The organism is Hyphomicrobium sp. CS1GBMeth3, from assembly GCF_900117455.1.
Lineage (GTDB): Bacteria > Pseudomonadota > Alphaproteobacteria > Rhizobiales > Hyphomicrobiaceae > Hyphomicrobium_C.
Window position 1 is genome coordinate 653,767 of sequence record NZ_FPHO01000002.1, and the last position, 12,737, is coordinate 666,503.

The following is a 12,737-nucleotide window of genomic DNA, read 5'->3' on the forward strand; positions in this document are numbered from 1 at the left end:
CGATCGGGGACTGTTCGGCGCCGCCGATTCACGTCGCGCCTGGTAGGTGGCGCGACGATCGGGGCGACTCGGGCCCGAGGCGATCATGGTCTAGACGTCGAGCGTGTGGTCGCGCTCCCACTGCGTGAAGTGGGTGGCGAAGCTGTTCCACTCGCCTTGCTTGAGCTTAATGTAAGACGCCGAGAACTCCTCGCCGAGCGCCTGCTTGAGGCCCGTGTCCTTGTCGAAGGCGCGGATCGCGTCGAGCAAGTTGAGCGGCAGCTTCGGCGCGTCTTTGACGGTATGGCCGTCCTGGTACATGTCAATGTCGAGGCGCTTACCCGGATGGGCGTTGCGCTCGATACCGTTCAGGCCGGCCGCGATGACGACGGCCTGCAGCAGGTACGGATTGACCGCGCCGTCCGGCAGGCGGAGCTCGAAGCGGCCCTTGCCCGGCACGCGCACCATGTGGGTGCGGTTGTTGCCGGTCCAGGTCACGCTGTTTGGGGACCATGTCGCGCCCGAGATGGTCCGCGGCGCGTTGATGCGCTTGTAGGAGTTGACGGTGGGGTTGGTGATGGCCGCAAGCGCTTCCGCGTGCTGCATGATGCCGCCGAGGAAGTTGTAGCCCTGCTGAGACAGGCCCATCTCGTCGGACTGCTCGTAGAACTTGTTGGTCTTGCCCGTCGGCGCATCCCATACCGAGATGTGGACGTGGCAGCCGTTGCCGGTAAGGTTCGAGAAGGGCTTCGGCATGAAGGTGGCGCGAAGGCCGTGCTTCTCGGCGATCGTCTTCACCATGTACTTGAAGAACGAGTGCCGGTCGGCGGTGATAAGCGCATCGTCGAAGTTCCAGTTCATCTCGAACTGGCCGTTGGCGTCCTCGTGATCGTTCTGGTAGGGGCCCCAGCCCAGCTCCAGCATGTAATCGCAGATTTCGGCGATGACATCGTAGCGTCGCGTCAGGGCCTGCTGATCGTAGCAGGGCTTGGACGCCTGATCCTTCGAGTCCGAGATCGCGGTGCCGTCCGCGTTGATCAGGAAGTATTCACATTCGACGCCGGTCTTGACGCGCAGGCCCTTCTCAGCGGCCTTGTCGACGAGCTTCTTGAGCACGACGCGGGGAGCCTGGGCAACGTGCTTGTCCTCCATCACAAGGTAAGAGGGAACCCAGGCAACTTCGGGCTTCCAGGGGAGCTGGATCAATCCCGTTGGATCGGGCATGCCGAACATGTCGGGATGCGCCGGCGTCATGTCGAGCCAGGTCGCGAAACCTGCGAAGCCCGCGCCGTCCTTCTGGATCTCAGCGATCGCCGCGGCCGGCACCAGCTTGGCGCGTTGGAAGCCGAACAAGTCAGTGAAGGAGATCATGAAGTAGCGGATGCCGCGCTCTTTCGCGATCGCAGCCAAATCGTCGACAGCCTTTATGCTGTGTTCTTTGCCAATAGAGGCGAGGTCTTGTGTCATAGCCTATTGTTCCCCAAACCTGGGTTGTCGTTTCCCCTAGAATTTCGAAATTCTTCGCTCGTTATTTTTAGGAGTCGAAGAATTTTGTTCGCCCCGGACTGGTGCCCGAGGCGAACGCGCTTAAAGTTTATCCTGTCCGGGTATCCAACCCGTGCCAGCGAGTGGCACCCGCGCCATGGCGGCCGCCTCGATGGTCAACGCGCAGAGATCTTCCGGCTCCAAGTTGTGCACGTGATTGTGGCCTGCCGCGCGGGCGATGGTCTGCAGCTCGAGCGTCATGACCTTGAGGTAATTGGCCAGGCGGCGACCGGCACGGATCGGATCGAGGCGCTGGGACAGCTCCGGATCCTGCGTCGTGATGCCGGCCGGATCGCGTCCCTCGTGCCAGTCGTCGTAGGCACCAGCCGTGGTGTTGAGCTTCTCGTAGTCACCCTCGAGCGACGGGTCGTTGTCACCGAGAGCCACAAGCGCCGCGGTGCCGATGGCCACGGCGTCCGCACCGAGTGCCAGCGCCTTTGCGACATCCGCGCCGTTGCGGATGCCGCCCGAGACGATCAGCTGCACCTTGCGGTGCATGCCGAGGTCCTGCAGCGCCTGAACAGCGGGACGGATGCATGCGAGCGTCGGCTGGCCGACGTGCTCGATGAAGACTTCCTGAGTGGCCGCGGTGCCGCCCTGCATGCCGTCAACGACGACGACATCGGCGCCAGCCTTCACGGCGAGGGCGACGTCGTAGTACGGGCGCGCGCCGCCGACCTTGATGTATATCGGCTTCTCCCAGTCGGTAATCTCGCGCAACTCGAGGATCTTGATCTCGAGATCGTCGGGGCCGGTCCAGTCGGGATGGCGGCACGACGAGCGCTGGTCGATGCCCTTCGGCAGCGTGCGCATCTCGGCGACGCGATCGGAGATCTTCTGTCCGAGAAGCATGCCGCCGCCACCGGGCTTCGCGCCCTGACCGACGACGACCTCGATGGCATCGGCGCGGCGCAGGTCGTCCGGGTTCATACCATAGCGCGACGGCAGGTACTGATAGACCAGCTTCTCGGAATGGCCACGCTCCTCGGGCGTCATACCGCCGTCACCCGTCGTGGTCGAGGTGCCGGCGAGTGTTGCGCCACGGCCGAGCGCTTCCTTCGCGTTGCCCGACAACGCGCCGAAGCTCATGCCGGCAATGGTGATCGGGATCTTGAGCTCGATCGGCTTCTTGGCGTAGCGGGTGCCCAGCGTAACGGCCGTCGAGCACTTCTCGCGATAGCCTTCCAGCGGGTAGCGCGACATGGACGCGCCAAGGAAGAGCAGATCATCGAAGTGCGGAAGCCTGCGCTTGGCGCCGCCACCGCGGATGTCATAGATGCCCGTCTGAGCGGCGCGGCGGATCTCCGACAGCGTGTAGTCGTCGAAGGTTGCGGACTTGCGGGGCGTGGTCGGCGGGTTCTGGTAGCTCATCAGTAGGCGTCCGCGTTGTCGATGTTGAAGTTGTATAGCTTGCGGGCAGAGCCGAAGCGCTTGAACTCGGAAGTCTTCACGCTGTTGACGCCTGCCTTTTTCAGGAGCTCGGACAGCACGTCGTGGTGCTCCTGGCGCATCTCCTTCTCGATACAATCGGCGCCGAGACTCTTGACGCTTCCGCGCACGAAGAGCTTAGCCTCGTAGATCGAATCTCCGAGGGCATCGCCTGCGTCACCGAGCACAACGAGGTTGCCGGTCTGCGCCATGAAGGCGGACATGTGGCCGATGTTGCCTTTGACGATGATGTCGATACCCTTCATCGAGATGCCGCAGCGCGACGAAGCATTGCCCTCGATAAGGAGCAGGCCGCCGCGTCCGGTGGCGCCAGCGTACTGGCTGGCGTCACCTTTGATGATCACGCGGCCCGACATCATATTTTCCGCGGTGCCGGGGCCAGACGAGCCGTGGACAACCACGGTCGCCTTCTTGTTCATGCCGGCGCAATAATATCCGACCGGTCCGCGAATATTGACCGTGACGGGTGCGTCGAGGCCGACTGCGACGGCGTGCCTGCCGCGCGGATTGAGCACTTCCCATTCGGTCTCGTTGGTACCGTCTTGAATTTTGTGCAGGCTCTCGTTGAGCTCGCGGAGCGGAGTGGTTTCGAGGTCGATAGATGGCATAGTTTCTCAGCGCTCCCAGAAGTAGACGGTCGCGGGCTCTGGCTCCCAGACTTTGGCGTTCTCGATGCCGGGAAGACCGGCAAGAGCGCGGTACTCGGAGCCGAAGGCCACGTATTGATCGGTTTCGGCCAGCACGGCCGGCTTGCAGGCGATCGGATCGCGCACAACGCCGAAGCCATTCTTGGTACCGACGACGAAGGTGAAGAAGCCGTCGAGGTCCTCAAGGCTCTTCTCGAGCGCCTCGCCGAGGTTCAGGCCCTGGTTCATGCGCCATGTCAGGTAGGCGGCCGCGACCTCGCTATCGTTGGCCGTCTCGAAGGTGATCCCGTCATGACGCAGCTCGCGACGCAGGTTGTTGTGGTTCGACAGCGAGCCATTGTGCACCAGGCACTGGTCGGTGCCGGTCGAGAAGGGATGCGCGCCGAGCGTGGTGACAGCGCTCTCCGTGGCCATGCGGGTGTGGCCGATGGCGTGTGTGCCCTTCATCTTCGAAAGCTCGAACTGGCGCGCGACCTCGGTCGGATAGCCGACCTCCTTGTAGATCTCGATCGCCTCGCCGGAGCCCATGATGCGCACGCTCGGGAATTTTTCGCGCACTGCCTGGCGGACGGAGTCGGCATCCTCGGCCGGGACCGTCAGAACGGCGTGGGTCGACTTGACGTCGAGCTTCACCTTGGTATCGACCTCGCGCTCAATGGCCTTGGCGAGATCGGCGAAGTCCTTGTCGGGCGTCGCCGACTGCAGCGTGATCTTGACCTTACCCGACTTCGGCGCTCCGTAGACGGCAAAGCCTGCCGAATCCGGACCGCGCTCGCACATCGTGGCAAGCATCCCGGCTGTCAGCTCTCCGAGCCGCGGCTCGAGCGCCTTGTCCTTAATGAATAGTCCGACAATTCCACACATGGTCTGGCGGTCCCCGTAACTCCTCAGTCGATCATGAAATGGATGTTAACAGGCCCACCCCGCGAATTCAACTGTCACGAATAAAGTTTTCCTGTGAGGATAGAAACCGGCGCGTGTTTCGAGGGCTACGGAGCGATCGGACGTGGCATCGGAGGCCCATGCGCTCATGTCCGGGAGGCCGCTTCGGCCCGCGGAGAGTCGCAGAAAAAAGGGCGCGCACCGTTCCGTCCGCGCCCTCAGTTTGCAATGCGTTCGCGGCCGTTATCAGTACTCGTCGATCGCCTGCTCGATGAGCTGCTTCTTGTTGGCGTGCTGCTCATCGTATTTCAGGTCGGCTGCTTCCTGACGCATCTGGACGATGTGCCAGCCAAGCCAGAACGCGACGCCGGCTATAACCAGGATCGTCTCCGTTCCCTGGAACGGATAAATGGCGCCGACGTCCTTGAGATCGACCGCCCAGCTCGTAATTCCGTTCGTCGACATGCTCTTCTCCTCATGAAGCTCGGTTGTCGGTTGCGCCGGCGGAGCGGAGCGCGCGGTCGCCCGCCCCGCCGGCATCATTCACGTCATCGTGCGATGCCGTTGTAGGCTGCCTTTTCCGCGGCCTGCACTTCGAGGATCGAGGCCCGGCGGCTCTCCTCGGTGGAGAAATCGAGGCCCATCAGCTCAACGTCTCGCGGCACGCGCAGCAAGCCGAACAGGTTGAGGGTCCATGCCACGATGAACCCGGGGAAGAACCCGAGCACAAAGAACATGATCAACGCGCCGACGAAATTGCCGAGCGGGTTGATGGCGGCAAAGCCCTCGAACGGCGAGGACGGTTGCCCCCACAGCATGAAGCCCGCGATGACCAAACCGGCGAAGCCCGAGTACCCGTGCACCGCGACGGCGCCTACCGCATCGTCGATCTTGAAGCGACGCTCGACGAAGTAGTGCATTTTGTTGGCGATTATCGCGCCAGCTGCGCCGATGAACATGGCCTGGATCGGATGATAGAGGTCGTTGCCGGCCGAGGCGCAGATGATGCCCGCAAGCCCGCCGGAGTAGGTCCAGAATGGATCACCCTTTGAGATAATGTAGGCTGCCAAAAGCCCGCCCGAAAGCGACATCAGGAAGTTGAAGGTGATGGCGCTCAATGTTGTCGGGGCAAGGTAGATGTTGGTCGCCGTCCAGGTCTGGCCAGTGATCTGGCCGCCGATCGCCTCGGGGTTGATCAATGGCACGTTGCAGGCCGCGTAGAAGCCCCAGAAGCCGGTGTAGATCAGGAACAGGCCGATCGTGACCAGCCACGGGTTGCGCGGCGGGATATCGCGTGGGGTGCCGTCCGGGCGGAACTTGCCGATGCGCGGCCCGAGCACGATCAGCACGCCGAGCGCGAAGCCGCCGGCGATGGCGTGAATGACACCCGACGCGTAGGCATCGTGGTAGCCGAGCAGCTTCACCATCCAGCCCTGAGAGCTCCAGCCCCAGGCCGCGTCGACGATCCAGGCGAAGGAGCCGATGACGACGGCGAGAATCCAGAAGGCGCCGGAACGGATCCGCTCGATGAGCGAACCCGAGACGATAGAAGCCGCCGTCCAGGAAAACAGCAGGAATGCTGCCCAGAACACGCCATTCAGCCTGTGCCAGAGGGCGGCCTGCTCAGCATCGACGCCGAGGTTTGGGCTCGGGCCGGAAAGATGCGTGCCCATCAACGCGTTCCACGGCTCGGCCTGCGGCGCGTCGATCAAGCCGCCGGTGATGCCCGGGCCGTTCTGAAAGGCAAAATAGATCCACCAGCCGAAGAAGAAGAACGTGATGGTGACCAGCGGGATCGCCATCGTGTTCTTCATCAGCGTGTGGAGGTGGTTCCGTTGGCGGCTGACCCCGACCTCGTACATGCAAAAGCCCACGTGGATCAGGAACATCAGGACAACGGTTACCCAATAGTAAAACTCCGTGAAAATGACGTTCACGGCGTCCATGTTGGTATCCATGGGTGTCTCCCCCGTTTTTCTTTGTTCAGAGTTGACTGTGCTGAAACATTTTTTGACACGCGGAAAACTGCGGCAACTTGGCGCGTTGAGTCAAGGGGCGCCAGACAAAGAAGCAGCACATTGCTTATCCTCTGGGCATATGGAGGCCAGCGGATGGCTTTTGCTTTAATTTAAGTAAATATTTTTTCTTATTGTGAAATCCGGTGGCGATGGTTTTGCCCGATATTTCATCAGCGGCCGGCTAAGTTCGTCCCGTTGCGATAGCGAGAGCCCCCTCCCCTTCAGCCACTGCTCCATTCCATCGCCGGACGGGTGTCGGTTGGCCTGCGCGCCCGGCCACGTGTCGAGGGGCACCAGGACATCCAGCCTCTACCGCGCCCGTCCTCGATGCGGCGGTTGCCACGTGCGCACAGTCGCCGTTCGGTGTAACGTTTTTTTGTTTGCTGTCGGCTTGGCGTAAGTGTCAGTAATTGAACGGGTCACAGTTTTTTTTTTGAAGCAAGGGGCGCATGAGCCAGAAATCCGAAGCTACCGCCCGCAAATCCGCCAAGGCGCAAACGGCGTCCACTGATAGCTGCGCCGAGATCCCGGGGCGCAAGCTGCTCTCTCAAGAAGAGTTCGTCGAGGCGCTGCAATCGGTTGGCGGCAAGGATCAGGATCCCCACTCGCTGCAGGGCGCGCGCGACGGCATGCTCGAGGTGGCCATCGGCCGAGAGGTGCGCGCCTTCCGCAACAAGCTCGGCATCACGGCCTCCGACCTCGCTAAGGCGGCGGGCCTGTCGCTCGGCATGCTGTCCAAGATCGAGAATGGCGTCACCAGCGCTTCGCTGACGACGCTGCAGCGGCTCTCTCGCGCGCTCGGCGTGCCGGTGACGGCGCTGTTCCGCCGCTTCGAGGAGCGGCGCGACGCGGTGTTCGTGTCAGCCGGGCAAGGCCTGCTGATCGAGCGGCGCGGCACGCGGGCCGGGCATCAATATCAGCTTCTTGGTCACACGGGCGGCATCTCCGGGGGTGTCGTAGTCGAGCCCTATCTCATTACGCTGACGGAAGAGTCGGACGTCTTCCCACTGTTTCAGCATGCCGGGCTCGAGCTCATCTATATTCTCGAGGGTGAAGTGGTTTATCGCCACGCCGACAAGCTCTATCCGATGAGGCCCGGTGACAGTCTCTTCTTCGACGCGGATGCACCGCATGGGCCTGAAGAGCTTATCAAGCTGCCGGCTCGCTTCCTCTCGGTGATCAGCTACGCGCGCGAGCTGCCCTGAGCTTTCGCTTCATTCTTGCTCTTCAAGCCCATCGAATGCCGGCGGGTAGGCAACGCGGCCGGACTTGGCCCGCAAGCTTTCGTTGCTCAAGCTGGTCGCCATGAAGTAAGGGCCCGCGTAGGGCGATGAAAATCCTGTGGCTGTGTCGGTTTCAAATCCGAAGCGGTGGTAATAGGCGGGATATCCGAGGACGAAAACGGCTTGCCAACCGGCTGCCTTGGCATGTTCAAGGCCGGCCCGGATCAACGCGCTGCCCACTCCGCCTCTCTGCCGCTCAGGCACGACCGCGACCGGTCCGAGGCCCAAGGCCTTGATCGGCGCGTCCAAGCGTGAAAACGCGATATAGCCGATAACGGCAGCCTCTTCGATCGACACGAGGCCGATCTCAATATCGCCAGCCTCGCGCAGGCGATCCACGAGATCCGCTTCGAGGCTGGTCGGAAATGCGGCGAGCAGTGTTGTCCGGATCGCGTTGCGCAAGGCGAGCGTTTCAGGAGCGATCCGCATCACTCTCGCGGTCCTATTTCAGGGACGCCTGCAGCCCGCGCACGAAAGCCGACAGGCCCGTCATGCGGTCGCGGCGCAGCCGCTCGGCCGCGAGGATGGCGTGTAGCGCGGCGCTGCTCGCCTCGAGATCCTGGTTGATGATCACGTAGTCGTACTCGGCCCAGTGGCTGATTTCCGAAGAGGCCTCGGCCATGCGCCGCGCAACGACCTGATCCGGGTCCTGGGCGCGGGTGCGCAACCGCGTCTCGAGCATCTCCGCCGAAGGCGGTAGCACGAACACGCGCACGAGGTCGCCAGCCATGCGTTCCGCGAGCTGCTGCGTACCCTGCCAATCGATGTCGAACAAAACGTCACGGCCCTCGGCAATGGCCCGCTCGATGGGCGCACGGGGGGTGCCGTAGTAGTTGCCGAACACGGTTGCCCATTCGAGCAGCTCCTCGGCGGCAATCATGGCCTTGAATTTTGCTTCATCGACGAACCAGTAGTCGCGTCCGTCGACCTCGCCTGGACGCGGCTTGCGAGTCGTCGCCGACACCGAAAGGGTAATCTCGGGATCCGCGTCAAGCAGCGAGCGCGAGAGCGACGTTTTTCCGGCTCCGGACGGCGAGGACAGGACCAGCAAAAGCCCCCGCCGCTCGATTTTCGGATTTCCGCTCGTGGTCATTGCCCTTCCCCGCCGCCGCGTTCGTCGCGTCCGCGGGGGTTAGAGCATGTTTTCCGAGATTGGAAAACCGGCTGACGCGCACCGGATTGCGAGCGCCGCCCCGCGACCATCGCATCTTGCGTTGCCGCAAAGCTTAAGTGGCCGTTAACCGCCGCTGCCTAGTGTCGGCGCCTGTCAGTATGCGTCCCGTGTGCATCGTTGTGCGGTTCATCCATGAGGACGCCCCCGTGGCGGTGGTCTGGCGGCTCGGCTTGATTTTGTTCGGGTTTGCGGCGGCAACGCTTGTCGCTGCGCTCATCCATGCGCCGACGGCGCGTGCAAGCGAGTCTCTCGATGCGTACGAAACGCAGCCTCGCCTCAGAGGTGCGGCCGCCGACTCCCTCTACGATCTCGACGTCGATCCCACAGACGATGCAGAGCCGGGGGAGGATTCTTTCTCGGACTCTGCCCACGAAGCCGGCGACGGCGAGGCTCCCATGCCGGCCGACGGGCTCGTCGCCGAGGACGGCGTGATCGATCTCGGAGAGCCCGAGGTGCCGGAGGATGGTGCCGATCCGTTCCGCGACACGCGCCCACCCGCCGACCGCGACGCGTTTGTCAACCCGCCGGCCGGATACGATCCGCTACTGTTTCAGATCGAGGATATCGATCCCACGATCACCGACCGCCGGCCGGCCCGGCTCGCGCGCTTCGAGCCTTACGATCCGGTCGGCATCCGCATTGGCAGCTTCGTCTTCTTCCCCGAGGTCGAGCTCGGCGGGCTGTGGACTGACAACGTGCTGAGCTCGCCGGATGCTCAATCCGATGTCGCCGCCGAGATCCGCTCCTCGGCGCGCCTCGTCTCCAACTGGTCGACGCACGCGCTCGAGCTGCGCGGGACGACGCTTTCGACCTTCCACGACGATTTTTCTTCCGAAGACGACCGCGCCTGGAGCGTCGAAGCGCGCGGGCGTCTCGACATCTCGCGGCGCACGAACCTGCAGGGCGTGGCCGGACACGACGTGAGCCAGGAATCCCGCACGGCGATCGACGCCAACCAGACCGGCCAACGCGCTGACGTGACGACCGACCGGGTCGAGCTCGCGTTCAACCACCGCTTCAACCGGCTCTCGGTGCAGCTTCGGGGCGGTGTCAGCGATACGCGCTACTCGGATACCAACGGCATGAGCAATGCCGATCGCGATACGCTCGAAACCGTAGAAGCCGTGCGCGCTGCCTGGGAGTTCAAGCCGACGCTCGCGGTGTTCGCGGAGCAGGAGCTCAACCAGCGCGAGAACCGCGCGCTGCCTCCCGACGGCATCTCGCGTGACAGCCATGGCACGCGCACGCGCATCGGCCTCGACTTCGGCTCAACGGGCGCCGTGCTGCGCGGCACGATCAGCGTCGGCTATGGGCGGCAGATGCCGGACGACAATCGCCTGTCGAATGTGGACGCATTCCTGTTCGATGCCAATCTCGCCTGGCGGCCGACGGAGATCACCTCGTTCCTGCTGACGGCGCAGAGCGACATCTTCGAGACGACGACGGTGGAGTCGGGCGGCGTGATTTCGCACACGGTTGGGCTCGAAGCCCGCCATGCGCTGCGTCGCTATCTCGTGGCGTCGGCGGGGGTCGCCTATACGCACTACGACTATGATGCGACACCCTTCACCGAGCAGCAGTGGCTCGCCTTCACGGGGCTCGAGTATTACGCGAGCCCGTGGCTGGTGCTGTTCGCGCGCTATCAGCACCTCGACTTTGCCTCAAACGACCTCGATGGTGACTACACGAGCGACGAGATTCGCGCCGGCGTGCGGGTGCGCAGATAGCGCTGCGCTTTATACTCAAAGCGAGCGTTGCTTCCGCTCCGAAGCGCGGTACCCTCTTTGCAAGCTGATTCGCCTTGGGATTTGCACCCATGTCGTTTGCCGAACGCCAATTCGAACGTAGGGAGCCTGCCATGTCAGACCGCACTCAGTTCGCCGTCGGCCGCCACAAGGTTCCGATGCCGCGCGTGATGAAACGTTCGCTGCAGGTGGTTTCGGCCGCAGCGCTGACGGCCGCCGTCGTGCTGTTCGTGATGATGCTGAACGGTTTCCTCGTGGGCCGCGGCGGGTCGCTCGGCGGCATCGACGTCTGGCTCGCCTTCATCAAGCGCAGCGACATCATCGGCACCATCATCCTTACCGCGTTGGTGACGACGTTCTTCCTCTACTGGCAGCGCGACAAGGAACGCCGCTAGGCGCCGCACGGCTCAGGCCGTATCAGAGCTCAATGACCATATTGTCGTAGGCCGGCTCGACGTGGGGCGGAAGCTCACGCTTCAGCGCCTCATAGTCGAGGTCGCCCGTCATGTGGGTCAGCACGGCGCGCTTGGCACGCAGGCGCTCGACGTGCTCCAGCGCCTCCTTCACCGAGAAGTGGCTCGGATGCGCCGTGTAGCGCAGCGCGTCCACGATCCAAAGATCGAGCTCCTCGAGCAACGGCACGGAATCGAGCGGCAGCGCGGAGACGTCCGGCGAGTACGCGACCTTGCCGAAGCGGAAAGCCAGCGTTTCGATATCGCCATGGAACTGCTTGATCGGAAGCGCCTCGATCGCGCCGCCGGCGCCCTCGATGCGCACGGGCACGCCGGGCCGCAGCAGCTCCGCGCTCAAGATCGGCGGGTAGGTGGAGCCTTCTGGCTGCACGAAGCAATAGGCAAACCGGGTGACGATGCTCGATTGCGTCGCGGCGTCGAAATAGCAGGGCACGCGCCGCTTCATGGCGTAGGCGACCATGCGCAAATCATCGATGCCGTGAGTGTGATCGGCGTGGTCGTGCGTGAAGAGCACCGCGTCCAAACCATCCGCGCGCACGGAGAGAAGCTGCTCGCGCAGATCCGGCGGCGTATCGATCAGAACGCTCGTGCGCCCGCGCGGGCCAGTCCGCTCGACGAGCAGCGCGCAGCGGCGGCGGCGGTTCTTGGGGTTTTGCGGGTCGCACTTCCCCCACCCCGCGCCAATGCGCGGCACGCCGCCGGATGAGCCGCAGCCCAGAATCGTGATGCGCAGGCTCATGAAGCGGCGGGCTCCGCTGCGACGGGCGGGCGCGCCTTCGTGTAGAGACGGAAGAAATTCTCGGTCGTGGCGCGGGCAACGTCGGCTTCCGAGATGCCGCGGATGCGCGCCAGCGTCGCTGCCGTGTGCACGACAAAGGCCGGCTCGTTGGTCTTGCCGCGGTAAGGCACGGGGGCAAGGAACGGAGCGTCGGTCTCGACCAGGATGCGGTCGAGCGGAACGTCGCGGGCGATCTCCTGCAGCGCCTCGGTCTTCTTGAAGCTGATGACGCCCGAGAACGATACGTAAAGCCCGAGATCGACGGCACGCATGGCAAGTTCACGCCCACCCGTGTAGCAGTGCAGCACGGCGGGAAAGGCACCCTTCGCGTGCTGCTCCTCGAGGATGGCGAGCGTATCGGCGTCCGCGTCGCGCGTATGGATCTCAAGCGGCAGTCCCGTCTCGCGCGCGGCGGCGATGTGAGTGCGGAAGCCCTGCGCCTGTGCGGCGGGCGTGCCGTTCTTATAATGATAATCGAGGCCCGCCTCGCCCACCGCGACCACCTTCGGATGCTGCGCGAGGCGGATGATCTCGCTCGCCGGGATGTCGAGCTCCTCGTCGGCATTGTGCGGGTGCGTGCCCACCGAGCAGTAGACATCCGGGAAGCGCTCGGCGACGGCGCGGACCTGATCGAACTTGCGGATGCGCGTCGAGATCGTCACGAGCGTGCCGACGCCGGCCGCCTTTGCGCGCGCCACCACGCCGTCGAGGTCGGCGGCGAACTCCGGGAAATCCAGGTGGCAGTGGTGGTCAACGAGCATCGG

General features: G+C 63.6%; 13 protein-coding genes. 3 read left to right on the top strand and 10 right to left on the bottom strand.

Annotation, left to right across the window (positions count from 1 at the left end; translation table 11 throughout):
• Nucleotides 1-90 precede the first annotated feature (90 nt).
• The 6 genes from glnT to CS1GBM3_RS03155 all read right to left on the bottom strand — a co-directional run bounded on the left by glnT (nucleotide 91) and on the right by CS1GBM3_RS03155 (nucleotide 6,460).
• A complete protein-coding gene (gene glnT / locus CS1GBM3_RS03130) occupies nucleotides 91-1,446 on the bottom strand; it encodes a type III glutamate--ammonia ligase (protein WP_072391265.1) in 1,356 nt (451 codons plus the stop codon).
• Nucleotides 1,447-1,566: 120 nt separating this feature from the next.
• Complete coding sequence (locus CS1GBM3_RS03135; RefSeq protein WP_072391268.1) at nucleotides 1,567-2,895, bottom strand: FMN-binding glutamate synthase family protein; 1,329 nt, start codon at nucleotides 2,893-2,895, stop codon at nucleotides 1,567-1,569.
• Complete coding sequence (locus CS1GBM3_RS03140; RefSeq protein ID WP_072391270.1) at nucleotides 2,895-3,581, bottom strand: GXGXG domain-containing protein; 687 nt, start codon at nucleotides 3,579-3,581, stop codon at nucleotides 2,895-2,897. The genes CS1GBM3_RS03135 and CS1GBM3_RS03140 overlap by 1 nt, the downstream gene beginning before the upstream one ends.
• A 6-nt stretch (nucleotides 3,582-3,587) precedes the next feature.
• A complete protein-coding gene (locus CS1GBM3_RS03145) occupies nucleotides 3,588-4,484 on the bottom strand; it encodes a class II glutamine amidotransferase (RefSeq protein ID WP_072391273.1) in 897 nt (298 codons plus the stop codon).
• Between the two features lie 264 nt (nucleotides 4,485-4,748).
• Nucleotides 4,749-4,967: a hypothetical protein gene (locus CS1GBM3_RS03150; protein WP_072393553.1), complete on the bottom strand. Its 219-nt coding sequence runs from the start codon at nucleotides 4,965-4,967 to the stop codon at nucleotides 4,749-4,751.
• Between the two features lie 83 nt (nucleotides 4,968-5,050).
• The gene (locus tag CS1GBM3_RS03155; protein WP_072391276.1) at nucleotides 5,051-6,460 is read right to left on the bottom strand and encodes an ammonium transporter; all 1,410 of its coding nucleotides are present in this window, start codon (nucleotides 6,458-6,460) and stop codon (nucleotides 5,051-5,053) included.
• Nucleotides 6,461-6,969: 509 nt separating this feature from the next.
• Here CS1GBM3_RS03155 and CS1GBM3_RS03160 point away from each other — a divergent pair.
• Nucleotides 6,970-7,725, top strand: coding sequence for a helix-turn-helix domain-containing protein (locus CS1GBM3_RS03160; RefSeq protein WP_083566999.1), 756 nt, complete (start codon nucleotides 6,970-6,972; stop codon nucleotides 7,723-7,725).
• Nucleotides 7,726-7,734: 9 nt separating this feature from the next.
• Here the strand turns inward: CS1GBM3_RS03160 and CS1GBM3_RS03165 are convergent, their stop codons facing one another.
• Together CS1GBM3_RS03165 and gmk are read right to left on the bottom strand one after the other, a co-directional pair.
• Nucleotides 7,735-8,232 carry a GNAT family N-acetyltransferase gene (locus CS1GBM3_RS03165; protein ID WP_072391287.1) on the bottom strand — a complete coding sequence of 166 codons (498 nt, stop codon included), beginning with the start codon at nucleotides 8,230-8,232 and terminating at the stop codon, nucleotides 7,735-7,737.
• A gap of 13 nt (nucleotides 8,233-8,245) precedes the next feature.
• The gene (gmk, locus tag CS1GBM3_RS03170; RefSeq protein WP_072391289.1) at nucleotides 8,246-8,896 is read right to left on the bottom strand and encodes a guanylate kinase; all 651 of its coding nucleotides are present in this window, start codon (nucleotides 8,894-8,896) and stop codon (nucleotides 8,246-8,248) included.
• Nucleotides 8,897-9,123: 227 nt separating this feature from the next.
• On the opposite strand from gmk, the gene CS1GBM3_RS03175 reads away from it, so the two are divergent.
• Nucleotides 9,124-10,704 (top strand): outer membrane beta-barrel protein, encoded by a 1,581-nt coding sequence (locus tag CS1GBM3_RS03175; RefSeq protein ID WP_139247757.1) that lies wholly within the window; start codon nucleotides 9,124-9,126, stop codon nucleotides 10,702-10,704.
• A 131-nt stretch (nucleotides 10,705-10,835) separates the two neighbouring features.
• A complete protein-coding gene (locus CS1GBM3_RS03180) occupies nucleotides 10,836-11,117 on the top strand; it encodes a hypothetical protein (RefSeq protein ID WP_072391293.1) in 282 nt (93 codons plus the stop codon).
• Between the two features lie 22 nt (nucleotides 11,118-11,139).
• Here the strand turns inward: CS1GBM3_RS03180 and CS1GBM3_RS03185 are convergent, their stop codons facing one another.
• Both CS1GBM3_RS03185 and CS1GBM3_RS03190 read right to left on the bottom strand, forming a co-directional pair.
• On the bottom strand, nucleotides 11,140-11,934 hold the full coding sequence (locus CS1GBM3_RS03185) for an MBL fold metallo-hydrolase (RefSeq protein ID WP_072391295.1): 795 nt from the start codon (nucleotides 11,932-11,934) through the stop codon (nucleotides 11,140-11,142).
• Complete coding sequence (locus CS1GBM3_RS03190) at nucleotides 11,931-12,734, bottom strand: TatD family hydrolase (protein ID WP_072391298.1); 804 nt, start codon at nucleotides 12,732-12,734, stop codon at nucleotides 11,931-11,933. Before CS1GBM3_RS03190 ends, CS1GBM3_RS03185 begins: the two co-directional genes overlap by 4 nt.
• Nucleotides 12,735-12,737: the final 3 nt, after the last annotated feature.

Bases quoted from the DNA above. Each gene is read 5' to 3' on its own strand.
- glnT (WP_072391265.1), bottom strand. From the start codon at position 1,446: ATGACACAAGACCTCGCCTCTATTGGCAAAGAACACAGCATAAAGGCT.
- CS1GBM3_RS03135 (WP_072391268.1), bottom strand. From the start codon at position 2,895: ATGAGCTACCAGAACCCGCCGACCACGCCCCGCAAGTCCGCAACCTTC.
- CS1GBM3_RS03140 (WP_072391270.1), bottom strand. From the start codon at position 3,581: ATGCCATCTATCGACCTCGAAACCACTCCGCTCCGCGAGCTCAACGAG.
- CS1GBM3_RS03145 (WP_072391273.1), bottom strand. From the start codon at position 4,484: ATGTGTGGAATTGTCGGACTATTCATTAAGGACAAGGCGCTCGAGCCG.
- CS1GBM3_RS03150 (WP_072393553.1), bottom strand. From the start codon at position 4,967: ATGTCGACGAACGGAATTACGAGCTGGGCGGTCGATCTCAAGGACGTC.
- CS1GBM3_RS03155 (WP_072391276.1), bottom strand. From the start codon at position 6,460: ATGGATACCAACATGGACGCCGTGAACGTCATTTTCACGGAGTTTTAC.
- CS1GBM3_RS03160 (WP_083566999.1), top strand. From the start codon at position 6,970: ATGAGCCAGAAATCCGAAGCTACCGCCCGCAAATCCGCCAAGGCGCAA.
- CS1GBM3_RS03165 (WP_072391287.1), bottom strand. From the start codon at position 8,232: ATGCGGATCGCTCCTGAAACGCTCGCCTTGCGCAACGCGATCCGGACA.
- gmk (WP_072391289.1), bottom strand. From the start codon at position 8,896: ATGACCACGAGCGGAAATCCGAAAATCGAGCGGCGGGGGCTTTTGCTG.
- CS1GBM3_RS03180 (WP_072391293.1), top strand. From the start codon at position 10,836: ATGTCAGACCGCACTCAGTTCGCCGTCGGCCGCCACAAGGTTCCGATG.
- CS1GBM3_RS03185 (WP_072391295.1), bottom strand. From the start codon at position 11,934: ATGAGCCTGCGCATCACGATTCTGGGCTGCGGCTCATCCGGCGGCGTG.
- CS1GBM3_RS03190 (WP_072391298.1), bottom strand. From the start codon at position 12,734: ATGCTCGTTGACCACCACTGCCACCTGGATTTCCCGGAGTTCGCCGCC.